We start from the raw sequence: 22562 nt of genomic DNA, 5'->3' as shown, positions 1-22562 counted from the left end.
GCGAACCAGGCCTCGATCTCCCATGCCCATGCCTTTATCTCGCCGTGTCCGGCTTCGTCGGCGATTCGGAGAGCTGCCGCCTTGCTGAGGTTGGCTGCCTCCCGCTGTCCGCGGTCGTACTGAACGCATGCGTTCAGCGGAACTGTACCTGTCCGACGGACGGCGCGAGAGCAAGGCGGAAGCCGAACAGTGCTCCACCCTCCTGCTCCGCCTGGCCCAGCTCGGGGCCGCGCTCGGCATGCACCTACTGACCTTTTCGGGTTGCCTTCGGGTGGTGACGTTGGGTGATCCCTGCGGTATGCCGGTGGTATGCGGTACGCGGAGGGTGGGGGTCTGACCGCTGAGCGGCGGGCTGCGCGTGAAGGGGTCCGGCTGGGGGCCGGGGTGAGGTTCGCACGGGGTGACAGGACTTCGGACATCGCCAAGGACCTGCGGGTGAGCGAGCGTTCGGTGGAGCAATGGCGCCGCAACTGGCGTGAGGGCGGCATGCAGGGTCTGAAGTCGAAGGGGCCTGCGAAACTGCCGAAGCTGTCGGACGAACGGTTCGCCGTGCTGGAAAAGGAACTGGCCAAAGGTCCGGCCGCGCATGGCTGGGAAGACCAGCGGTGGACCCTGGAACGCGTCAGAACGCTGATCGGCCGCCGGTTCAAGGTCAGTTGCTCGATCGCGGGAGTGTGGCGGCTGATGCACCGCCACGGCTGGTCGTGGCAGAGCCCGGCCCGTCGGGCGCTGGAACGCGACGAGCATGCGATCGAACTGTGGAAGAAGGACGTGTGGCCGCAGGTGGAAGGACCGCGGCGGCGCTCGGGGCCTTCATCGTCTTCGAGGACGAGGCCGGGTTCGCGATGACGCCGCCACGCGCCCGCACCTGGGGCCGGCGAGGGCAGACTCCTGTGGTCAGAGTGCGGGGACGGTCCCGGCGACGGATCTCGGTCGCCGCACTGTGCTGCTACCGGCCCGGCGAACGGTCCCGGCTGATCTACCGGCCCCGCTTCCACCCGCTCCTCAAAGGCGCACGCAAGAGTTTTGCCTGGCAGGACTACCGCGACCTCCTGGTCCGCGCGCACCTGCAGCTCGGCGCCCCGATCGTGGTCGTCTGGGACAATCTCAACACCCATCGTGCCGCCGGGATGAGGAAGTACGCGGCCGACCACGAATGGCTCACCGTCATCCAGCTGCCCTCCTACAGCCCGGACCTGAATCCCGTGGAAGGCATCTGGTCCCTGCTGCGACGCGGGCCGATGGCCAACACCGCATTCACCGACCCCGACCACCTCATTCGCACCCTCCGCCGAGGACTCGCCCACATCCAGCGCCATCCCGAACTCATCGACGGCTGCCTCACCGAGACCGGACTGACCCTCGCTTCAGACGCCCCGAAGCCAATCCGAAAAGGTCAGTAATCGTCGCCGGCCAACGCGTCGGCTCCGACCTCGGCCCCGGCGTCACCGCCCTACGGGCCCAACTCGGCGGCCGGATCTGCCACCGCGTCAACGACCCCGGCACGGCAGAGATGACCCTCGGCGATCTCAACAAGGACGCCGTCATCGTGGCCCAGTCCATCACCCCTGACGAGCAGGGTGTCGCCGTCTGCACGGGTTCCGAGGGCGGCTGGAGTCGCGCCCGCTCGCACCTCACCTCGACCGAAGAGGCCGCAGCAACCTCCAAGAAGCACAGCGCCATGACCCCCGAACTGCCCGCCGTGGAACGTGCCCTCGCCGCACTCGAAGGAGGCTCGGAGTGATCAGCGCAGGTACCGCCGTGTCCCTCGTGGTGGTCTTCGGGATCATCACCTTCCTCCTCGTGCGCTCCCGCGACGTCCGCGCCTGGGAAGCGGTCTGCATCGCCCTCTTCGGCATGTACCTCGGCCAGACCCCCGTCAGCCTCACCATCAACGGCTTCATGACCTGGGTCCTGAGCGGCTTCTCCCACTTCTAGCCCGGCAGAAAGGAGCAACGCCATGCCCATGCCTCGTGTGAGGTGCCCTGTCTGCAAGGGCGACGGAGCCCGCAGGACCTGGACCGGACGGCTTCACCGCTGCCGCATCTGCCGCGGCGCCGGAACCATCCGCTGACCCAGCTATCCCAGCCCGACCACGCAAGGGAGCGATCCCCATGACCGACTGCGCGCCACCAACCACCACCCGTGCCGCTCCGGCGGCCCACCCCGGAAGGTCACCACCATCACACCCGAGTTCACCCCGGCTGACAGGCGCGCCGCCCTCGACCGCGCGGCGCGCCTGCGTCAGCTCCCCGAAACAGACCGAGACGCCATACGCATCGCCCAAGATCCGCAGTTCGCCCGCTGGTTGGGACAGATCGCAGCTACGGGCGGCTGTGCGCACCCCGTGCACCTGTCGGGCTCGACTACCACCCTGGACGGTGCAACCGGCGAGATCCTGCACCACTACGACACCCGCAACGAACCCGGCGAACGGCTCCTCATCCGCTGCCGCAACCGACGCGCCACCGTCTGCGCACCCTGCTCCCGGCTCCACGCAGGCGACACCTACCACCTCGTCCGCGCCGGCCTCCTCGGCGGCAAGAACGTCCCGGCAACGGTCCGCGACCGACCCCGGCTCTTCATCACCCTGACAGCCCCGTCCTTCGGGCCCGTGCATCGCGCCGGAGAGATCTGCCACCCTCGTCGCGACCGCGGACGATGCGAGCACGGTCACCCGGCTGGCTGCGGCGCCGTCCACGACACGAACGATGCCCGCGTCGGCCAACCCCTCTGCGCCGACTGCTACGACTACCCGGCCCACGTCCTCTGGCACGCATACGCGGGAAAGCTCTGGGACCGCTTCATCATCGACGTCCGGCGCCGACTCGCCACGGCAGTCGGCATCACACAATCGCGCTTCTCCTCGCACGCCCGACTCTCCTTCGCCCGAGTTGCGGAGTACCAGAAACGGGCGGCCGTTCACGTGCACGCGGTCGTACGCCTCGACGGCCCGAACGGACCCGACGGCGAACCCCCGTCCTGGGGCAGTACAGACCGGCTCACCGATGCCGTGCACGCCTCCGCCCGGCGGGTCCTGGTGCGCACCTCGTACAGTCCCGCTGTCGGCGAACTGGCCTTGGGCTGGGGTGTCCAGATCGACGCTCGCCCCCTTCACGCCGACGGAGTCGGACCGGACGACGACGCCGTAGCCGCGTACGTCGCGAAGTACGTCACCAAGGGTGCGAGCGAGACAGTCGCCGGCACCGACTACCGGCTCACCACCTCGGACGACATCGGCGCGGCTCGCGTCACCGACCACGTGCGGGCGCTCATGGGCACCTGCTGGCGCCTTGGCGGCCTGCCCGAATACACAACGCTGCATCTGCGCACCTGGGCCCACTCTCTCGGTTACCGCGGTCACATCCTCACCAAATCCCGCGCCTACTCGACGACGTACGCCGCGCTGCGGGCCGACCGAGCGGAGCACGCGGGACAGGTAGCCGTTCCCGACGCGGTCACCGATGCCCGCTGGCGATACGTCGGCTCCGGCCACACTCCGGGCGCGGCCCTGCTTGCCTCTGGGATCGCCGAAGATCTGGCGATCAACCGGGAGTTCGCGCGAGAGGCAGCAACTGACCGAGGTGGGCGCAGTGCCTGACACCAAGGTCATTTGGGCCCCGGACAAGACGCTGTCACCGGCCGAACGGGTGCGACTGGTGCGGATTCTTTTCGGATCACTCGCAAAACGAAGCAATGTCAAGAAGTCCGACGATGTGTCATATCTCGGAGATAGCACCAGAGTTGACAGAGACGCCCCGGCAGCGGCTGGAACCGCCCCGGGGCTGGCCGACTAAATGGGAGTCGACATGTCCAATGAAAGCACACCCCTGTCCTCAGTTTTCGAGACTGACCCTCGGGTGACTGGCAAGCGCACACTGCGCGCCGTCGACTATCTGCGGGTCTCCACCGAGGAACAGAAGAAGGGCTACGGCGTTGCCAGGCAGAGTCGGAAGACCCTCCGCCACATCGCGCTCAAGCAGTGGGCGCACATCGCGACGTACAAGGATGAGGGAGTCTCTGGCTCCTTGGAAGCGGCGGACCGTGGTGACCTGAAGCGTCTGATGGAGGACGCACGGCAGACCCCTCGCCCCTTCGACATCGTGGTCGTGCCGGACGGCCGCGTGATCGGCCGTAAGGGCCGTGCCTTCTGGCGGTGGGTCTGGGCCCTCGAAGACATCGGGGTGTACGTCGCCGTCGTCGCCGACGAATACGACAACACCACTATGGAGGGGCGCAAGAAAATGCGCCGTGACGCCGATTACGCCGAGACCGAGTGGGAGACGATCCGCGACCGCACTCAGGGCGGCTTGCAGGAGAAGGCCGAACTGACGCCCGCCGCGCACATCAGCGGACGCCCTCCCTATGGCTACCGCATCGCCAACAAGGGCACCCCTGGTGCATACTTGGTGCTCGACAAACCCGAGGCCAAGGTGATCTTGTACGTCTATGAGCTGGCCGTGAGTGAGGGGCTCAACCTCCGCAAGATCACCATTCGCCTCAACGCCGAAGGGATCAAGACGCGTTCGGGCAAGGAATGGACCCGCGACAACCTGCGGGACCGGGTTATGTCGACCGCTGTCCTCGACGGCGTGACCGTCTTCCGCGGAAAGCACGCCAACACCGACGAAAGCGGCAATCCCATCTGGGGCGAGTCCATCGTGATTCAGGTACCTCGGATCCTGACCACCGAGCAAAGCGCAGAACTTCGACGCAAGGTGTCGGAGACAGCAAAACAGAGCAGCGGCCAACACGAGTTCTACCCTCTCAGCGGCCGAGTCAGCAGCGTATGCGGAAAGACATACACCGGGATCAGTCGTGCTTCGGAACGGGAGAATGCCCGCCACTACCGATGCACGGGAAACATGCCCCGCGTGCCTACCGAGAAGTCATGCGGTTGCTCGTACATCGACGCCGACGCACTTGAATCACACGTCTGGCGGAACGTCACGGAGATCGCGGGCGACAGCGAAAAGCTTCAAGAGCTGGCTGCCGAATGGATCGGGATGACCGCGGGAGACACCTCGGCCCTCGTCGATCGCATCACGGACCTTGATCAACAGATCGAGGGAATGAACGCGCCGATGGCGGCCGTGATCGTGGCTGCGGCCAAGAACAGCAAGTCGGCAGACGCCATCGAGGCGGCGACAGCGACTCTGAACGAAGAAATCCAGCAGCTTCAGAACCTCCGCGACGAGGCTGCCGAATGGCTGGCCGATATGGAGGAGTCGGAGCGTCGGGCCCGGGATCTGCAAGCCCTCGCCCGCATGGCGAAGGACTCTTTTCCCGACATGGAGCCTCTTCAGCAGGCGGCCATTCTGTCCATGCTGGAACTGAAGGTCACAGTCGCGGGCCCCGTCCCGGATGAGCGTCGGGGTGGGGTCCCGTGCACGGTGAGGGCCTGGTACGCCGCTTCGGGCCTGGACGTCCCAGCTGCCGCGCTCTCAGAGGCCGAGTGGGCCAAGATCGCGCCCCTGCTCCCGACGGGACGTAAGGGCACCGTGCGGCGCTCAGTGGACGCCATCTTCTTCAAGGCGCGTACGGGCAAATCATGGCCAGCGGTGATCAAGGAAACCGGAGCCACGCTTCAGGCCTCGGTGCACTTCAACACCTGGAAGTCCGACGGCACCTGGGAGCGCGTGAACGCGGCGTTGGCAGAGGTGGAACGGGTGGCACTCCCGGAGCCTGCGCTACTGCCTCCGATGGTCATCGAAGGGCGGGTCGACCCGACCGCGATGCTTCACGCAGAAGAACGATCCCGAACGGGATGCCGATGATGGTGATGCAGAGGATGACGCCTGCGGCCAGGTACCCGAGGAACAGCCAGAAGCCGCTCAGGATGAGCCAAATGATGTTCAGAATTGTCTTCACTGCTGACGACCTGCCATCTGCTCGAGCCGGGCGATGCGCTCCGCCATCGGCGGATGCGTAGAGAACATCTTGGACATTCCCTGTCCCGGGCGGAAGGGGTTCGCGATCATCATGTGGCTCGCGGTCTCGATGCGCGGCTCGGGAGGCAGCGGCAGCTGCTTCGTGCCGGCGTCGAGCTTGCGCAGCGCGCTCGCGAGTGCGAGGGGGTCGCCGGTGAGCTGGGCACCGGACGCGTCCGCCTCGTACTCCCTGGAGCGGCTGATGGCGAGCTGAATGAGGGAAGCGGCGAGCGGGCCCAGGATCATGACCAGGAGCATCCCGAGGATGCCGGGACCGTCGTCGTCGTTGGACCGGCCGACCGGGATCAGCCAGGCGAAATTGACCAGGAACATGATCACGGACGCGAGCGCTCCGGCCACGGACGAGATCAGGATGTCGCGGTTGTAGACGTGACTGAGCTCGTGGCCGATGACACCGCGCAACTCGCGCTCGTCCAGGATGCGCAGGATCCCCTCGGTGCAGCACACGGCCGCGTTGCGGGGGTTGCGGCCCGTCGCGAACGCGTTCGGCGCCTCCGTCGGTGAGATGTACAGGCGCGGCATGGGCTGGCGGGCCTGGGTCGAGAGATCGCGGACCATGCGATAGAGAGCCGGGGCCTCGAACTCACTCACCGGGCGGGCGCGCATCGCGCGTAGAGCCAGTTTGTCGCTGTTCCAGTACGCGTACGCGTTCGTCCCGATCGCGATGAACAGCGCGACGATCAGGCCTGTACGCCCGAAGAGGCTGCCGATGACGATGATGAGTGCGGACAGTCCCCCGAGGAGTACGGCTGTCCTCAGCCCATTGTGCCGGCGGTGCACGGTACGCCCTCCAAGTCGTGCGGCAGGGGAACCCTTTGCCTGCTGGTGCTCTGCTTCCACTCTTCAGTGGACCCTCCCGTACTGGTCAACGCCAGACGGAGAGCACTAGTTCCCTTGTGCGCACTGCCTGGCGGGTGGGCCGTCCGGGTGATTCGAACGGCGGTCCACACACGCGCGCGTGCCACTTGGACGGGGCGGCGAAGCCGGTTGGACCGGGCGGCGAAACAGGTTGGGATCGGGTCGCACGACCGGTCGCCGGTTCAGAAGAGACGCCTCGGAGAAGACGCTTCAGAAGAGAACGGTCTCCGAGAAGCGCAGGATCAGCTGCGGCGCCCCGGACAGGACGACACCCAGGACGGCCGTCAGGGCGATGGCCGCGGTGAGCGGAACCGGTGCTCGGCGTGTACCCGGCTCGCCTTCGGGGGCGCGGAAGAGCAGCGTCGTCCACTGGAGGTAGTAGAAGAGCGCGATCACCACGTTGACGGCCATGACGACGGCCAGCCAGCCGAGCCCGGCGTCGACGGCCGCGGAGAAGACGGTCACCTTGGCGAAGAGGCCGATGATGCCCGGCGGCAGACCGGCGAGGCAGAGCAGGAAGAAGCCGAGGACCAGCGCGGAGAGGGGGCTCTCGGCGTACAGGCCCCGGTAGTCGCTGATGCGGTTGAGGGGGCTTCGGCGGGCCACCAGGGCGGCCACGGCGAAGGCGCCGAGGTTCACGGCGGCGTACATGAGGGCGTACGCGACGGTGGAGCCGATCGCCTTCTCGGCGTTCTTGGAGTAGGCGGCGGCCGCGATCGGGACCAGGAGGTAGCCGGCCTGGCCGACGGAGGACCAGGCGAGCAGCCGTACCGCGCTGTACGCGCGCGTGGACCGCTGTCGCAGGGCGCCGACGTTCCCGACCGTCATGGTGAGGGCTGCCAGCGCCGCCAGCGCCGGGCCCCAGACGTCCGCGTACGACGGGAAGGCGACGACGGTGACGAGGATCAGTCCGGAGAAGCCGACAGCCTTGCCGACGACCGACAGGTAGGCGGCGATCGGCAGGGGCGCCCCTACGTAGGTGTCGGGAACCCAGAAGTGGAAGGGCACGGCGGCCGTCTTGAAGGCGAAGCCCACGAGGGTGAGGACGACGCCCGTCTGGGCGAGGGTGTTGAACTGGCCGTCGACGTGCTGGATCCGGTCCGCGATCTGCGTGAGGTAGAGGGTGCCGGTCGTCGCGTAGACGAAACTGACGCCCATCAGGCTCACCGCGGTCGCGGTGACGGAGGACAGGAAGAACTTCAGGGCCGCTTCCGAGGACTTCTTGTCGCCGCGCTTGATGCCGACGAGCGCGAAGGCGGGCAGCGAGGCGACTTCCAGGGCGACGATGAGGGTCGCGAGGTCGCGGGAGGCGGGCAGCAGGGCGGCGCCGGCGGCCGAGGAGAGCAGCAGGAACCAGTACTCCCCTTCAGGGAGTTCCCTGTCGGCGTCCTTCAGGGCGGTGACCGACAGCAGGGCGACGAGGAGCGCGCCGCCGAGAACCAGGAGCTGGATGACCAGGGTGAAGCGGTCCGCCACGTAACTGCAGGTGTCGGCGTCGCCCGTCAGGCAGAACGTGGCCCGGTCGCCGTCCCGCAGGGGCAGCAGCAACAGCGCGGACGCGGCGAGGCCCGCCACGGACGTCCAGCCGAGCACGGCCTTCCTCGCGTCGCCGATGAAGAGATCGGTGACGAGCACGACGAGTCCGACGACCGCCGCGAGGGTGGGCGGCGCGATGGCGAGCCAGTCGACGGACTGGACCAGGGAACTCATCGGGTGCCTCCTGCGAGGAGCTGCTGTACGGCCGGGTCGGTCAGACCGAGCAGGGCCCGGGGCCACAACCCGGCGACGACGGTGAGGGCGACGAGTGGCGTCCAGGCGGCGAACTCGTAGTTCTGGACGTCGGCGAGTTTCGGCGACTCCTGCGGCGTCGCGCCCATGCAGACGCGGCGTACCACGATGAGCATGTACGCGGCGGTGAGCAGTGTGCCGAACGCCGCGATCGTCATGAACGTCAGATAAGCGGGACGGCTGAGGCCGGCGGCGGGCTCGAACGCGCCGAACAGCGCCAGCATCTCGCCCCAGAACCCGGCGAGGCCGGGCAGCCCGAGCGAGGCGACCGCGGCGAAGGCCAGCAGGCCACCGAGGCGTGGGGCCTTGCCGTACAGCGCGGCGCCCGTCTCCTCGGCGAGGGTGTCGAGGCCGGTGGTGCCCGTGCGGTCCTTCAGCGCTCCGACGAGGAAGAAGAGGAGGCCGGTGATGAGGCCGTGGGCGATGTTGGCGAACAGCGCGCCGTTCACGCCGGTCGGGGTCATCGTCGAGATGCCGAGCAGGACGAAGCCCATGTGGCCGACGGAGGAGTAGGCGATGAGCCGCTTGAGGTCGCCCTTCGCGCCCTGTTTGGCGAGGGCCAGGCAGGCCAGGGAGCCGTAGATGATCCCGACCACGGCGAAGGCGGCGAGGTAGGGGGCGAAGGTCCGGAAGCCGTCCGGTGCGATGGGCAGCAGGATCCGTACGAACCCGTACGTGCCCATCTTCAGCATGACGCCGGCCAGCAGGACCGAGCCGACGGTCGGGGCGGCGGTGTGGGCGTCCGGCAGCCAGCTGTGCAGCGGCCACATCGGCGTCTTGACCGCGAGCCCGATTCCGATCGCCAGAACGGCGGTGACCTGCACGGATGTGCTCAGCGACCGGCCGTTGTCAGTGGCGAGTGCCACCATGTCGAATGTGCCTGCCTTGATTCCGATCAGGAGCAGGCCGAGCAGCATGACGACCGAACCGAGCAGGGTGTAGAGGATGAACTTCCAGGCCGCGGCCTGGCGCTGGGCACCGCCCCAGCGGGCGATGAGGAAATACATCGGGACGAGGACCGTCTCGAACGCGAGGAAGAACAGCAGCAGATCGAGGACGGCGAAGGTCGCCAGCGTGCCGGACTCCAGGACGAGCAGCAGTGCGACGAATGCCTTCGGGGTCGGGCCCGCGGGCATCTTGAAGTAGGAGTACAGCGCGCAGAGGAAGGTCAGCAGCGCGGTCAGGACCAGAAGGGGGAGGGAAATGCCGTCGACGCCGAAATGGATCCGCACGTCGAGTGCGGGGATCCAGCTGATGTCCGTCGTGGCCTGCATCTTCGACGGATGGTCGTGGTCGAAGCCGAGTGCGAGGACGATCGCGGCGATGAGCACCACGCCCGTGACGATCACGCCGTGCCGCAGCACCGCCTGCTCGGGCGACTTCCCCTTCAGCCCGGGCGGTGCCGGCAGAAGGGCGGCGGCGGCCCCGATGAGCGGGCCGACAACGATCAACGCGAGAAGAATCTGCATCACGGATTCACTGATATCGATCACGCCTGCTCACGCTCCCGTGGCGACGAGGAGGGCGGCGACCACCAGGACGACGGTGCCGGCGAGCAGCGCGCTCACATAGGTCTGCACATTGCCGGTCTGCGCACGCCGTACGGCCGCGCCGAGCCAGCGGGGTAGGGCGCCCGCGCCGCGTACATAGGTGTCGACGACCTCTCGGTCGAGAAACCGGACGAGCGAGGCTCCGGCCTGGACCGGACGGACGAACAGCACGGTGTACACGGCGTCGAGGTGGAAGCCGACTGCCGCGTGGCGGTGCAGCGGGCCGAGCAGCAGTCGGCCCGGGTCCGCCGGGTCGGGGGCGTAGGCCACGTCTCCGAAGGCGGGTGCGTGGCCGGCGATGGCCTCGGCCTCGACCTGTCCGGCATCGGCGCCGGGGTGGGCCGCGACCGCGCCCATCGGGACGCCGGCGGCGAGGGCCGTGGTGTGCCGCCAGGCTCCATAGGTGACGATCCCGCCGACCAGGGCGAGTCCCGTGCCGAGCACCGAGGTGGTGAGGACCGGCGTCAGATCGCGGCCGTCGAACCAGTCGGGCAGCGGGCCGAAGGCCAGACCGAACGCGAGCGAGGGGATGGCGAGCACCCACAGCACGGCCGTCATGGTGATCGGTTGCCTGCCGTGGTCGGGGGCCTCGGTTCCGCGGCCGCGGAAGGCCAGCAGCCACAGCCGGGTCGCGTACGCGGCGGTGAGGACGGCGGTGACCAGGCCGGTGACCAGGACGATCCAGCCGGAAGCGCCGGGGGCCTGCTCGGTGTGACCGGTGGCGACGTGCTCGGCGGCGCCGAGGACGGCTTCCTTGGAGAAGAAGCCGCTGAAGGGAGGGATCGCGGCGAGAGCGAGCAGCGCCACGGTCATCGTCCAGTAGGCGTCGGGGACGCGGTTGCGCAGGTCCTTCATCCGGGACATGACGGCCAGCGAGTTGGTGCCGGAGGCGTGGATGATCACGCCGGCGGCGAGGAACAGCAGCGCCTTGAAGGCGCCGTGCGCGAGGAGGTGGAAGACGGCGGCACCGCGGTCGCCGACGGCGAGGGCTCCGGCCATGTAGCCGAGCTGACCGATCGTCGAGTAGGCGAGGACCCGCTTGATGTCGTCCTGGGCGAGCGCCGCCAGTCCCGAACCGACCATCGTGACACCGGCCATGACGGCGAGGACGACCATCGCGGCCGCGGAGGCCTGGAAGACGGGGAGGAGCCGGGCGACGAAGTAGATACCGGCGGCGACCATCGTCGCGGCGTGGATCAGCGCGGAGACGGGTGTGGGGCCCGCCATCGCGTCGGGCAGCCAGGTGTGCAGCGGGAACAGCGCGGACTTGCCCGCCACGCCCGCGAGGAGCAGCAGGGCGACCACGGTCGGGTGGTGCAGCCCGCCGCTCGCCACGGTGCCGAGAACCGTCGTGATCTGGAAGGAGCCGGCGTCGGTGGCCAGCGCGAACAGGCCGATGAGGAAGGGGACGTCGCCGAGTTTGGTGACCAGGAAGGCCTTGAGGGAGGCGGCCCGGGCCTCGGGTGTCTCCCAGTAGTGGCCGACCAGGAAGTACGAGCAGATACCCATGACTTCCCAGCCGACCAGAAGCACCATCAGGTCGCCGGAGTAGACGACGAGCAGCATCGCGGAGGTGAACAGGGAGACGAGAGCGGCGTACGAGGGGTAGCGCGGGTCGTCGTGCAGGTATCCCGTCGAGTAGATCTGCACACAGGTGGCGACGACGCCGACGAGTACGGCGACGAGGGCCGCGAAGCCGTCGATGTGCAGGCCCAGCTCGATCGGGACCGAGCCGGTCGGGGTGAGTTCGGTGTGCGTGTTGATGGCCTGGCCGCCGCCCTGGTGCACCGCGACCAGCACGGCGAGGACGAGCGACGCGAGGGTCGGCAGGACGGCGAGCGGGCGGACGAAGCCCGGGGCCGTGCGGCCGAGGAGGAGTCCGGCGACGGCGCCGAGGAACGGAAGGAGGGGGACGAGGACGGCGAGGGTGGTCGTGGTCACGCGGTGGCCTCAGCCTTCTGGGCCGCGGGGGCGTCGCTGTCGGGGTCGTCGGGGCCGTGGCCCTCGGCGGTGTCGCGGAGCTTGTCGATGGCCGACGTGCCGCCGTTGCGGTACACGGCGAGAACGATCGCCAGGCCGATGCCGATCTCGGCGGCGGCGATGGCGATGGTGAACAGGGTCAGTGCCTGGCCGGAGTGCAGCGTGTCGCGAGCGGCCTTGGAGAGCCAGACGTCGAAGGCGACGAGGTTCAGGTTGACGGCGTTGAGCATCAGCTCGACCGACATCAGGACCAGGATCGCGTTGCGGCGGGCGAGGACTCCGTACAGGCCCGTGCAGAACAGGAGGGCGGCGAGCACGGCTGGATAGGCGAGGTGCATCAGCGGACACCTTCCTTGTCCTGCTTGCCGTCGCGGCTTCCGGGGACGTGCGGGGTGGTGGTCGTCGTGGTCGTCGCGGCGGCGTCCGCCTTCGCCTTGCGGGAGAGGACGATCGCGCCGACCAGGGCGGCGAGGAGGAGGACGGAGAGCGCTTCGAAGGGGAGGACCCAGTTCTGGAAGAGGCTCGCTCCGGTCACTTCGGTGGAACCGGCGGCGGCGCCGTTCAGGTCGACCCAGGTCGTGCGGAAGGCGTCGACGACGACCCAGACCAGGGCGCCGGCCGAGGCGACGGCCACGGTCAGGGCGGCCCAGCGGTTGCCGGAGTCGGCGTCCGGGGAGCGGCCGATCGGGGCCCTGGTGAGCATCAGACCGAACAGGAGGAGGACTACGACGGAACCGACGTAGATGAGGACCTGCACCCAGGCGATGAATTCGGCTGTCAGCAGCAGGTATTCGACGGCGAGGCCGCCGAGGGTGACCACCAGCCACAGTGCGGCGTGCACCAGCTGCTTGGTGGTGACGGTGACGATCGCGGCGCCGAAGGTGAGCAGGCCGACGAGGAGGAAGGCGATCTCGACGCCGGTCGGGGAGAGGAAGCCGTGGTGTTCGGCGGCGACGGTGGTGGTCGCGTGGGCCGCCGTGGCCGTGGCTGCTGCGAGGGTCACGACTGTTCCTCCTGCGGACCGGAGGGGGGTGTGGCCGGGGGCTCGGCCGGAGCGGAGGCCGAGGGGTCGGCCTGCGCCTCCGGTGTCGCCTGCCCGGTCCGCCCCGCCTGCTCGGCCCGAGCTGCCTGCGCGGCATCGGCATGCGTGGCCTGCTCTGTCTGAGCTGCCTGCTCGGCCTGTGCTGCGGTGGCGAGTTTGTCGGCGGTCTTGCGGGCGGCGGCGATCTCCTTGGGTTCTTCGGCGCCGGGGTCGAGGGCGGGCGGAGCCGGGACGGTCCACATCCACTCGCGGAGCTTGTCGCGTTCGTGGGTGAGTTCGTGGATGTCCGTCTCCGCGTACTCGAATTCAGGGGTCCAGAACAGCGCGTCGAAAGGACAGACCTCGATGCAGATACCGCAGTACATGCACAGGGAGAAGTCGATGGCGAAACGGTCGAGGACGTTGCGGCTGCGCTCGCGGCCACCCGGGGCGGCGGGCGGGACCGTCTCCTTGTGGGAGTCGATGTAGATGCACCAGTCCGGGCACTCGCGGGCGCACAGCATGCAGACCGTGCAGTTCTCTTCGAAGAGGGCGATGACGCCGCGGGTGCGGGGCGGGAGTTCGGGCTGGGCGTCCGGGTACTGCGCGGTGACGGTCTTCTTCGTCATCGTGCGGAGGGTGACGGCCAAGCCCTTGGCGAGGCCGGAGCCAGGAATGGGAGCCATGGTTACGCGATCACCACCTTGACGATGCCGGTGAGGGCGATCTGGGCGAGGGACAGGGGAACGAGGAGGGTCCAGGAGAGTTTCTGGAGCTGGTCCTCGCGCAGGCGGGGGTAGGTGACGCGGAGCCAGATGACGACGAAGGCGAGGATCGCGGCCTTCAGGAGGGTCCAGACCCAGCCGAGGCCGTCGGCGCCCCAGGGGCCGTGCCAGCCGCCCAGGAAGAGGACGGTGGTCAGGCCGCACAGGACGACGATTCCGGCGTACTCGGCGAGCAGGAACAGGGCGAAACGCAGGCCCGTGTACTCGGTGTACGCGCCGAAGATGATCTCGGAGTCGGCGACGGGCATGTCGAAGGGGGGCCGTTGGAGCTCGGCGAGACCGGCGACGAAGAACACGATCGCGCCGACGATCTGCCAGGGCAGCCACCACCACTGGAAGGCGTCCACGATGCCCGGGAGCGAGACCGTGCCGGCCGCCATCGCGACCGAGGCCGCGGTCAGGAGCATCGGGAGCTCGTACGCGAGGAGTTGGGCGGCGGTGCGGAGGCCTCCGAGGAGGGAGAACTTGTTGGCCGACGCCCAGCCCGCCATGAGCGAGCCGAGGACGCCCACGCCCATGACGGCGAGGACGAAGAAGATGCCCGCGTCGACGACCTCGCCGACCGCGCCCTCGCCCGGGCCGATCGGGATGACGACGAGGACCAGGAGGTACGGGAGAAGAGCCACGGCGGGGGCGAGTTGGAAGATACGCCGGTCCGCGCCCGCGGGGACGATGTCTTCCTTCTGCGCGAACTTCACGCCGTCCGCGACAAGTTGGGCCCAGCCGTGGAAGCCGCCCGCGTACATCGGGCCGAGGCGGCCCTGCATGTGGGCCATCACCTTGTGCTCGGTCTGGCCGACGATCAGGGGGAACGTCAGGAACACGACGAAGACTACGAGGAGGCGTAGGGCGACGTCGGGAGCGTCGTTCACTGCGTACCTCCGGAGGGGTCGTCGGGGGTGGGGGCGGGGTTCGAGTCGGGAGCGGGGGTCGACTCCGAGTCGGGGGATTTCGAGTCGAGGGATTTCGGATCGGCGGATTTCGGATCGGGGCCGGGCTTCGCCTTCGGCTCCTGACCGGGTTCCGGCTCAGACCCCGGCTCAGACCCCGACTCGGGCGTCGTCTCCGGCTCTCGACCCGGCCCCGGCTCAGGTTCCGGCTCGGGCGTCGCTGCCTCCGGCCGGGGCTCGGGCGCACGCCCGGAATCCGGCTCGGGCGCGCGCTCGGGCTCGGGCTCGGGCTTCGCCTCAGGGGTCGGGGCGGGATCCGCCTCGGGCTTCGCCTCGGAGGTCGGGGCAGGCCCTGCCTCGGGCTTCGGTTCCGGCCTCGCCTCGCGACCCGGTCCCCGTTCCGCCTTCGGTTCCGAGTCGTCGAACGCGGGCTTCGCCTGGTGCCACGGAGCATCGGAGCTGCGCGGCGCGGCAGGCCTTCTGACGGGCGTCGGCGCCGAGTCGGACCCGGCTGCCCGAGAGGCACTCTCCGAGGCGGCCGGTTCGGAGGGAGGCATCGGCGTGGAGGAAGCCGTCGGCGTGGAGGAAGCCGTCGGATCCGAGGGAGCCGTGGATTCCGAGGGAGGCGTCAGGTCCGAAGGGGTCGTCTGTTGTGCCCGTTGGGTCGCGGAGCCCTGGCTTGCGCTGCGGGCTCGGCGTGCGGGCCGCGCGGCTTCCGCGCCGGCGGCGGATTCCGTGCCGGCGGGAACCGCACCTGCGCCCGTGGCGCCCGCGGTCGCGCCTGCGTCGGCGGGTGCGGCAGGTGCCTGACCGGCCGAACCCTCCCCCGCCGTGCGGGCCCTGCGTACCGGGCGGTCGCCGGCGGGGCGGGCCGCGCCACGGGCCGGGCGGGACGGAGCCGGGGGGAGTTGGCCCTTGAGGGGGCCCCACTCGTTGGGGTCGGGGACGCCGGGCGGCAGCATCTGGCGGCGCTTCGGGCCACCGTGCTCGGACTCGCCGGGTTCCTTCGCGCCGGGCCAGGCCTTGGCGACACGGGCGGCCAGGACGAAGTCCTTGCGGAGGGGGTGGCCTTCGAAGCCCTCCGGCAGGAGCAGCGGGTCGAGGCCGGGGTGGCCCTCGAAAGTCACCCCGAACATCTCGTGGGTCTCGCGCTCGTGCCAGGCGGCGCCCGCGTACACGGAGACCGCCGACGGGAGGGCCGGGGCGGCGTGCGGGACGGTCGTACGGACCAGGAGGCGGCGTACCGGGGACAGTGCCACCACGTGGGCCGAGACGCGGAAGCCCGTGCCGGGTTCGTCGACGGCGCTCAGCCAGTCGAAGTACGTGCAGCCCAGGGCGTCGCGGGCCGTCTCCAGGGCTGCGATCCAGGACGCCGGCGGTACGTCGACCGTCAGGACCTCGTACGACTCCTCGGCCGTGGCGTCCGGGCCGAAGAGTTCCTCGGCGGGGCCGGGGAGCCAGCCGACGGTCATCGGTCCTCCTCGCCGGGGGCGGTCGAATCCACACCAGGAGCGGTCGAAGCCGCCCCGGGAGCAGTCGGATCTGCCCCAGGAGCAGCCGGATCTGCCTCAGGAGCGGTCGAAGCCGCCCTGGACGCAGTCGGATCTGTCTCAGGAGCGGTCGCATCCACCTGAGACGTGGTCGATCTGCTCCCCGTGGCGGCCGGACCGTCTTCGGGTGCGGCCGGACCCTGCTCGGATGCGGCCGGACCCTCCTGTGACGCGGCCGGCTTCTCCGTGGGCGATGCCGGTGGCTTCACCAGGCCGCTCTGGAGTGCCGCGGCCGACGGACGCGGCGCATCGGACGCGTACCGCTCCCCCAGCGATTCCCGGGCGATCTTCTCCTGGAGTTTGAGGATGCCCTGGAGCAGGGCCTCGGGGCGTGGCGGGCACCCGGGGACGTAGACGTCGACGGGAATGATCTGGTCGACGCCCTTGGTGACGGAGTAGGAGTCCCAGTACGGGCCGCCGCAGTTGGAGCAGGCGCCGAAGGAGATGACGTACTTCGGTTCGGGCATCTGCTCGTACAGGCGCTTGACGGCGGGCGCCATCTTGTCCGTGACCGTGCCCGACACCACCATCAGGTCGGCCTGGCGGGGGCCCGGCGCGAACGGGATCACGCCGAGGCGGATGAAGTCGTGGCGGGCCATCGACGCGGCGATGAACTCGATCGCGCAGCAGGCGAGGCCGAAGTTGAAGACCCAGAGCGAGTAGCGGCGGCCCCAGTTCAGGACCACCTTCATGGGCTCGGGTGCGAGACGGGCGAGCGCGCCGAGCCGCTTCGGCTCGGGCAGCAGCACCGGCTGTTCCGGTGCGGAGGGGGTCACGTCCATGTCAGGACGCCCTTCTTGTATGCGTACAGCAGGCCCACGGCCAGGAAGCCGAGGAAGATGAACATCTCGACGAGCGTCGCGGCGCCGTAGCCGGGAGCGGCGAAGACCGTGGCCCAGGGGAAGAGGAAGATCGAGTCGACGGCGAAGATGACATAGAGGAAGGCGTACACGTAGTAGCGGACCTGGGTGTGGGCCCAGCCCTCGCCGACGGGGTCGACGCCGCACTCGTACGTCAGGAGTTTTTCGGGGGTCGGGACCACGGGCCGCAGCAGGCGGCCGGCCCCGAAGGCGACGGCGACGAACAGCACGCCCACGACGACGAGCAGCCCGACGACCGAGTAGGACTGGAAGTAGTCCGCCGCGACGACGGCCCCGGTCGCCGCGAGAACGGTCGGTTCCGGCACGTCAGCCCCTCACTCCCTGACCTCGTTGCGCCCCGTCGTGCGCCGTCGCGCACTCTGTGATGCGCCATGTTCGACGATCTGTACGGACGGGAGTCTAGGGCCTGCTAAAGAGAGCGTAAGCAGCCCGTCACGCCTCGACCATCCCTCGACCACCGGGGACGCGTTCACGTCTCACGGTGTGAACGCGTCCCGGCGGCACCTCGTCGTCACATCGTGTGCCGGACCGTCGTCTTATCCGGGTGCCACATCGCCGTCGCATCCCGTTCCGGACCGTCGTCGCATCCTGCTCCGGACCGTCGTCACATCCCGGACCGGGCCGTCGTCACATCCCGGTCCAGGCCGTCGTCACATCCCGGTCCGGGCCGTCGTCGCATCCGGGTGCCACCTGGTCGTCACATCCTGTTCCGGACCGTCGTCGTATCCGGGTACCGGTCGCCGTCACGTCCGGCGGCACCCTGTCGTCCCTTTCCCTGCCGCTCGTCGTGATGTCCGGCGTCACCCTTGGGGGTGGGGTTATCCCCAGTGCATCGCGGCGGCCCACCTCATGGCGCGGCGGCGCGCCGCCGGGCAGGCTAGCGGATATGATCGAACGCATCGCGCCCACCAGTCCGCCGGACGATCCGTCCGACGGTGACCGGCTCCCCGCCGCGAGACTCGCCCTCGACCGGCAGACCTGGCTGGAGATCGCCCACCTCCTGGCGAACCTGCCCGCCTCGATCATCGGATTCGTGTACGTGGTGACGATGCTCGCCACGGGCGCGGGGCTCGCGGTGACGGTCGTCGGACTGCCGCTGCTGGCGGCCGGTCTGCGGGGTTCGCGGCAGCTGGGCAAGGTGGAGCGGGCGCGGGCGCGGGGGCTGTTGGGGCTGCGGATCGACGAGCCGAGCCCGTTGCCGGTACGCCGGACCAGCTTCTTCGGCTGGCTGTGGTCGAGCCTGAAGGACCCGGTGGGCTGGCGGGCGGTGCTGTACGACTTGATACGGCTGCCCTGGGGCATCGTCACCTTCACGGTGACGCTCGTGTCGCTGTTCTTGCTGTGGCCGGTGCTGCCGTTCATCGCGCGGGGGCTGACCAACGTGGACCGGGCGATGGTGCGCGGGCTGCTGTCGCCCTCCGACGAGTTGGAGCGGCGCATCGCCGAACTGGAGTCGGACCGCGGCGTCGTGGTCGACACGGCCGCCGCCGATCTGCGCCGTATCGAGCGCGATCTGCACGACGGGGCGCAGGCCCGGCTCGTCAATCTCGCGATGGGGCTCGGCCTGGCGAAGGAGAAGCTCCTGGAGGACCCCGACGCCGCGGCGTCGATGGTCGACGAGGCGCACGGCGAGGTGAAGCTCGCCCTTCAGGAACTGCGCGATCTGGCCCGCGGCATCCATCCGGCGGTCCTCACCGACCGGGGTCTGGACGCCGCCCTCTCCTCGATCGCCTCGCGGTGCACCGTGCCCGTGAAGGTGACCGCCGAACTGGAGACACGGCCGGCCGCCGCCATCGAGGGCATCGCGTACTTCACCGTCTCCGAGCTGCTCCAGAACGTCAGCAAGCACAGCGGGGCGAGGTCCGCGTCCGTCGACGTCTGGCGGACGGACGAGCGCCTGCTCATCCAGGTCCGGGACGACGGCCGCGGTGGGGCCGGTCTCGACGGCGGTACGGGTATGGCGGGGCTCGCGGACCGGCTCGGCGCGGTGGACGGAGTGTTCGTCGTCGATTCACCGGTGGGCGGCCCGACGGTCATCACGGCCGAACTGCCGTGGCGGGAACGCCAGAACGAGCCCGCACAGTAGCCGCCAGAACGAGCCCGCGCAGTAACCGTCTGAACGAGCCCGCGCGGTAAACGGGCCCCATGAGGACGGAGGGCCGGAGAAGACTGAGAGCGCCCGGTTCACTCGATGGAGACCTCCGGCTGGAAGTGTCCAGCTGGACGCACCTCCGGCAGGGCACCTCCCGCAGGACACCTTCCTATACGGCTGAAGGATCGCGTCCGGCGGAAGGATCGCGTCCGGCTGAACGATCACGCGCGGAGGACCCTGGAGGAAGGGCCCGGAGTGGAGGCCCGGCCGCCCGGGTTCACGGAGGTGCCGCCCGGGTTCACGGAGGTAGGGAAAACCCCCCGTTCAAGACGCCGATCCGCTCCATGTCCGGCGGGCGTCCCGGGCGGCAGGGTTGAGGGAGAAGCCGACGCGCGGAACGAGTCGAGTCGAGGCGCAGGACGAGACGAGAGAACGGACGAACCGATGGCCACGGAGTACGGACACGGATACGGGCACCGGAGCGGTCCCGGATTCGACGAGGCGGGTGCCGGCAAGCGGCGGCACCGTCTTCCGGCCCCGCTGCGGGCGCCGATCGAGGCCCGCAGCTGGCGCGAGTTCGGCTATGTGCTGCTGGGCCTGCCGCTCGGGATCATCATGTTCACGTTCGCCGTCACGATGGTCTCGCTCGGCGCGGGCCTGCTGATCACTTTCCTGGGAGTCCCGGTGCTCGCCGCCGCGCTGGCCGGCTGCCGCGGCTTCGGTTCGCTGGAGCGGGACCGGGCGCGCGGGTTGCTCGGTGTCGAGGTGGCCGAGCCCGAGCCGCTGAGGATGAAGAAGCACGGGGCGATGGGGTGGATGGGCGCCGTGCTCAAGAGCGGCGCGTCCTGGCGGCACCTGCTGTACGCGGTGGTCCAGTTCCCGTGGTCGGTGTTCTCCTTCGTCGTGGCCCTGACCTTCTGGACGTACGGGTGGGCGCTGCTGACGTATCCGCTGTGGTTCTGGGTCTTCCCGATGTACGGCGGGCAGGGCGGACTCCAGCTGTACGGCGACGGGTCGCACTCCGTGTATCTGGACAACCCGTTCGAGATCACGGTGACCGCGCTGGTGGGACTGCTCTTCACGATGGCGACCCCGTGGATCGTGCGGGCGCTGACGAGCGTGGACCGGCTGATGGTGCACGGCCTGCTCGGCCCCTCGCGGCTGGCCACGCGTGTGGTGGAGCTGGAGTCCGACCGGGGGGTCGTGGTCGACACGGCCGCCGCCGATCTGCGCCGTATCGAGCGCGATCTGCACGACGGGGCGCAGGCCCGGCTCGTCGCCCTGGCGATGGATCTGGGGCTCGCCAAGGAGAAGCTGGCCGAGGACCCCGAGGCCGCGGCGCGGATGGTGGACGAGGCGCACGGCGAGGTCAAGACGGCGCTGCAGGAGCTGCGGGACCTCGCACGCGGTATCCATCCGGCGGTGCTGACCGACCGCGGGCTCGACGCCGCTCTGTCGGCGGTGGCCTCGCGGTGCACGGTGCCGGTCCAGGTGGAGGTGGATCTCCCGGCGCGGCCCGCGCCCGCGATCGAGGGGATCGCCTACTTCACCGTCTCCGAGCTGCTGCAGAACGTCAGCAAGCACTCCCGTGCGACGCGGGCGACCGTGGATGTGTGGCGGGTCGAGAACCGGCTGATGATCCAGGTCGGCGACAACGGGGTCGGCGGGGCCGATGTCTCCGAGGGGTCGGGCCTGGCGGGGCTCGCGGAGCGGCTCGACGCGGTGGACGGAATCCTGGTGGTGGACTCGCCGGTGAACGGTCCCACCCGGATCACGGCGGAGCTGCCCTGGCGGGGCTGAGTCACCCCGGCGCCGCGGGTACCCCGGTGCACCCCACCGGGGTACCCGTGCGCGGCGGGACGCCCGCGGCACGTACCCCAGTGGGGTAGAGACCCAGCCGGACGCAGCGCAGCACTTACCCCGGTGGGATGGCGAGGCCCAACCGGGCGCCGCGCAGCGCTCACCCCGGTGGGATGGCGAGGCCCAGCCGGACGCAGCGCAGCACTTACCCCGCCGGGGTAGCGAGGCCCAACGGGCACGGCGCAGCACTTACCCCGCCGGGGTAGCGAGGCCCCACCCGCGGGCACCACGTCCGGCGGCGGGCGCCGGAGAGCGGCCGGGCATCCAGGACCGAAAGATCAACCCTTCGAGCAGGACCCCTCCAGGCCCACCCCCAGGCCCTCTTCAGGCCCACTCCAGGACCCCTATTCACGTCGCTCGGGCGCGCCCCGGTCCGAATGCTGGAATGCTGGGGTCTGTCGTACGAGCGGGAACGAACCCGGCGGAGCCGGGGGCGTCCCGGGGTGGGCTCTGGGGGGCCGAGGAATCGTGGAGGACAGAGTGCGGGTCGTCATCGCCGAGGATTCAGTGCTGCTCAGGGAGGGCCTGACCCGGTTGCTGACCGACCGCGGGCACGACGTCGTGGCGGGGGTCGGGGACGGCGAGGCGTTGATCAAGACCATCACCGAGTTCGCCGCGCAGGACGCGCTGCCGGACGTCGTGGTCGCGGACGTACGCATGCCGCCGACGCACACCGACGAAGGCGTGCGGGCGGCCGTACAGCTGCGCAAGGCCCATCCGGGACTCGGCGTGCTCGTGCTGTCGCAGTACGTGGAGGAGCGCTACGCCACCGAACTGCTGGCCGGTTCGAGTCACGGCGTCGGCTATCTGCTCAAGGACCGGGTCGCCGAGGTGCGCGAGTTCGTGGACGCGGTGGTGCGGGTGGCCCAGGGGGGTACCGCGCTCGACCCGGAGGTCGTGGCGCAGCTGCTCGGCCGCAGCCGCAAGCAGGACGTGCTGGCCGGGCTGACGCCGAGGGAGCGGGAGGTTCTCGGGCTCATGGCCGAGGGCCGGACGAACTCCGCCATCGCCCGTCAGCTGGTGGTCAGCGACGGTGCCGTCGAGAAGCACGTCAGCAACATCTTCCAGAAACTCGGCTTGTCACAAAGTGACGGGGATCACCGGCGTGTTCTGGCCGTCCTCACGTACCTGAACTCATGACGAGCTGACAGTCTGTCAGTTGTCGAGCAGAACCAAAGGGTGAGCGAGGAGCGTCATTCACAGAAAGGACCGGGGGCGGGAAAAATCGTGACAAGTCAGGGTGTCAGGGCGTCTCAAAACTGCGTCCATCATGTGAATGGCCTAAGGAAGGCGACCCTTACCGACGTAGGGTTGAAAAAGGAAGGGTCTGCGGGAAGGCACTCCCGGACAGCCGCC

17 protein-coding genes and 3 pseudogenes are annotated in these 22562 nt (G+C 69.4%); 8 read left to right on the top strand and 12 right to left on the bottom strand.

Annotated elements, in window-relative coordinates:
* The first annotated feature begins 309 nt into the window (after window positions 1-309).
* From ACZ4N5_RS27790 to ACZ4N5_RS27770, 5 genes and pseudogenes are all read left to right on the top strand, one after another.
* Window positions 310-1403, top strand: a protein-coding gene (locus ACZ4N5_RS27790) for an IS630 family transposase (RefSeq protein WP_467759761.1) whose coding sequence is annotated in 2 segments (ribosomal slippage) — window positions 310-766 and window positions 766-1403 — 1095 coding nt in all. Because the reading frame shifts where the segments join, the coding sequence is not laid out codon by codon here.
* Window positions 1400-1744, top strand: a pseudogene (locus ACZ4N5_RS27785) (FtsK/SpoIIIE domain-containing protein); the annotation flags it as partial. The gene ACZ4N5_RS27790 and the pseudogene ACZ4N5_RS27785, both read left to right, overlap by 4 nt.
* Complete coding sequence (locus ACZ4N5_RS27780) at window positions 1741-1938, top strand: hypothetical protein (RefSeq protein WP_266462350.1); 198 nt, start codon at window positions 1741-1743, stop codon at window positions 1936-1938. The pseudogene ACZ4N5_RS27785 and the gene ACZ4N5_RS27780, both read left to right, overlap by 4 nt.
* A gap of 301 nt (window positions 1939-2239) precedes the next feature.
* Window positions 2240-3601: a replication initiator gene (locus tag ACZ4N5_RS27775; protein ID WP_467759785.1), complete on the top strand. Its 1362-nt coding sequence runs from the start codon at window positions 2240-2242 to the stop codon at window positions 3599-3601.
* A 208-nt stretch (window positions 3602-3809) separates the two neighbouring features.
* Window positions 3810-5777 (top strand): recombinase family protein, encoded by a 1968-nt coding sequence (locus ACZ4N5_RS27770; RefSeq protein WP_467759760.1) that lies wholly within the window; start codon window positions 3810-3812, stop codon window positions 5775-5777.
* Here ACZ4N5_RS27770 and ACZ4N5_RS27765 read toward each other — a convergent pair.
* The 12 genes and pseudogenes from ACZ4N5_RS27765 to ACZ4N5_RS27710 all read right to left on the bottom strand — a co-directional run.
* A pseudogene (locus ACZ4N5_RS27765) lies at window positions 5743-5871 on the bottom strand (YccF domain-containing protein); the annotation flags it as partial. The gene ACZ4N5_RS27770 and the pseudogene ACZ4N5_RS27765 overlap by 35 nt on opposite strands.
* Window positions 5868-6731, bottom strand: a complete 864-nt coding sequence (htpX, locus tag ACZ4N5_RS27760) for a zinc metalloprotease HtpX (RefSeq protein ID WP_467759759.1) — start codon at window positions 6729-6731, stop codon at window positions 5868-5870. The gene htpX and the pseudogene ACZ4N5_RS27765, both read right to left, overlap by 4 nt.
* A 288-nt stretch (window positions 6732-7019) precedes the next feature.
* On the bottom strand, window positions 7020-8519 hold the full coding sequence (locus ACZ4N5_RS27755) for an NADH-quinone oxidoreductase subunit N (protein ID WP_467759758.1): 1500 nt from the start codon (window positions 8517-8519) through the stop codon (window positions 7020-7022).
* Window positions 8516-10090, bottom strand: a complete 1575-nt coding sequence (locus ACZ4N5_RS27750; protein ID WP_467759757.1) for a complex I subunit 4 family protein — start codon at window positions 10088-10090, stop codon at window positions 8516-8518. Before ACZ4N5_RS27750 ends, ACZ4N5_RS27755 begins: the two co-directional genes overlap by 4 nt.
* 6 nt (window positions 10091-10096) lie before the next feature.
* Window positions 10097-12088, bottom strand: a complete 1992-nt coding sequence (locus tag ACZ4N5_RS27745) for an NADH-quinone oxidoreductase subunit 5 family protein (protein ID WP_467759756.1) — start codon at window positions 12086-12088, stop codon at window positions 10097-10099.
* Window positions 12085-12465, bottom strand: coding sequence for an NADH-quinone oxidoreductase subunit NuoK (gene nuoK / locus ACZ4N5_RS27740; RefSeq protein WP_467759755.1), 381 nt, complete (start codon window positions 12463-12465; stop codon window positions 12085-12087). The genes ACZ4N5_RS27745 and nuoK overlap by 4 nt, the downstream gene beginning before the upstream one ends.
* Window positions 12465-13130 carry an NADH-quinone oxidoreductase subunit J family protein gene (locus tag ACZ4N5_RS27735; protein ID WP_467759754.1) on the bottom strand — a complete coding sequence of 222 codons (666 nt, stop codon included), beginning with the start codon at window positions 13128-13130 and terminating at the stop codon, window positions 12465-12467. Before ACZ4N5_RS27735 ends, nuoK begins: the two co-directional genes overlap by 1 nt.
* Entirely contained in the window at window positions 13127-13834 is a 708-nt protein-coding gene (locus tag ACZ4N5_RS27730) for a NuoI/complex I 23 kDa subunit family protein (protein WP_467759753.1), read from the bottom strand. Before ACZ4N5_RS27730 ends, ACZ4N5_RS27735 begins: the two co-directional genes overlap by 4 nt.
* 2 nt (window positions 13835-13836) lie before the next feature.
* The gene (locus tag ACZ4N5_RS27725) at window positions 13837-14805 is read right to left on the bottom strand and encodes a complex I subunit 1/NuoH family protein (protein ID WP_467759752.1); all 969 of its coding nucleotides are present in this window, start codon (window positions 14803-14805) and stop codon (window positions 13837-13839) included.
* Window positions 14802-16295, bottom strand: coding sequence for an NADH-quinone oxidoreductase subunit C (locus ACZ4N5_RS27720; protein WP_467759751.1), 1494 nt, complete (start codon window positions 16293-16295; stop codon window positions 14802-14804). The genes ACZ4N5_RS27725 and ACZ4N5_RS27720 overlap by 4 nt, the downstream gene beginning before the upstream one ends.
* A 242-nt stretch (window positions 16296-16537) precedes the next feature.
* Window positions 16538-17155 (bottom strand): annotated as a pseudogene (locus ACZ4N5_RS27715) (NADH-quinone oxidoreductase subunit B); the annotation flags it as partial.
* On the bottom strand, window positions 17146-17559 hold the full coding sequence (locus tag ACZ4N5_RS27710; protein WP_467759750.1) for an NADH-quinone oxidoreductase subunit A: 414 nt from the start codon (window positions 17557-17559) through the stop codon (window positions 17146-17148). The gene ACZ4N5_RS27710 and the pseudogene ACZ4N5_RS27715, both read right to left, overlap by 10 nt.
* A gap of 581 nt (window positions 17560-18140) precedes the next feature.
* Here ACZ4N5_RS27710 and ACZ4N5_RS27705 point away from each other — a divergent pair.
* From ACZ4N5_RS27705 to ACZ4N5_RS27695, 3 genes are all read left to right on the top strand, one after another.
* On the top strand, window positions 18141-19340 hold the full coding sequence (locus tag ACZ4N5_RS27705) for a sensor histidine kinase (protein ID WP_467759749.1): 1200 nt from the start codon (window positions 18141-18143) through the stop codon (window positions 19338-19340).
* Between the two features lie 450 nt (window positions 19341-19790).
* The gene (locus tag ACZ4N5_RS27700; RefSeq protein ID WP_467759748.1) at window positions 19791-21146 is read left to right on the top strand and encodes a sensor histidine kinase; all 1356 of its coding nucleotides are present in this window, start codon (window positions 19791-19793) and stop codon (window positions 21144-21146) included.
* Between the two features lie 540 nt (window positions 21147-21686).
* Window positions 21687-22346 carry a response regulator transcription factor gene (locus ACZ4N5_RS27695; protein ID WP_315903659.1) on the top strand — a complete coding sequence of 220 codons (660 nt, stop codon included), beginning with the start codon at window positions 21687-21689 and terminating at the stop codon, window positions 22344-22346.
* The last annotated feature ends 216 nt before the right edge of the window (window positions 22347-22562 follow it).

It is taken from the genome of Streptomyces sp. NPDC026500, from assembly GCF_055567635.1.
The sequence above is the reverse complement of the archived record's forward strand: the minus strand, read 5'-3'. Positions and strand labels throughout refer to the sequence as shown.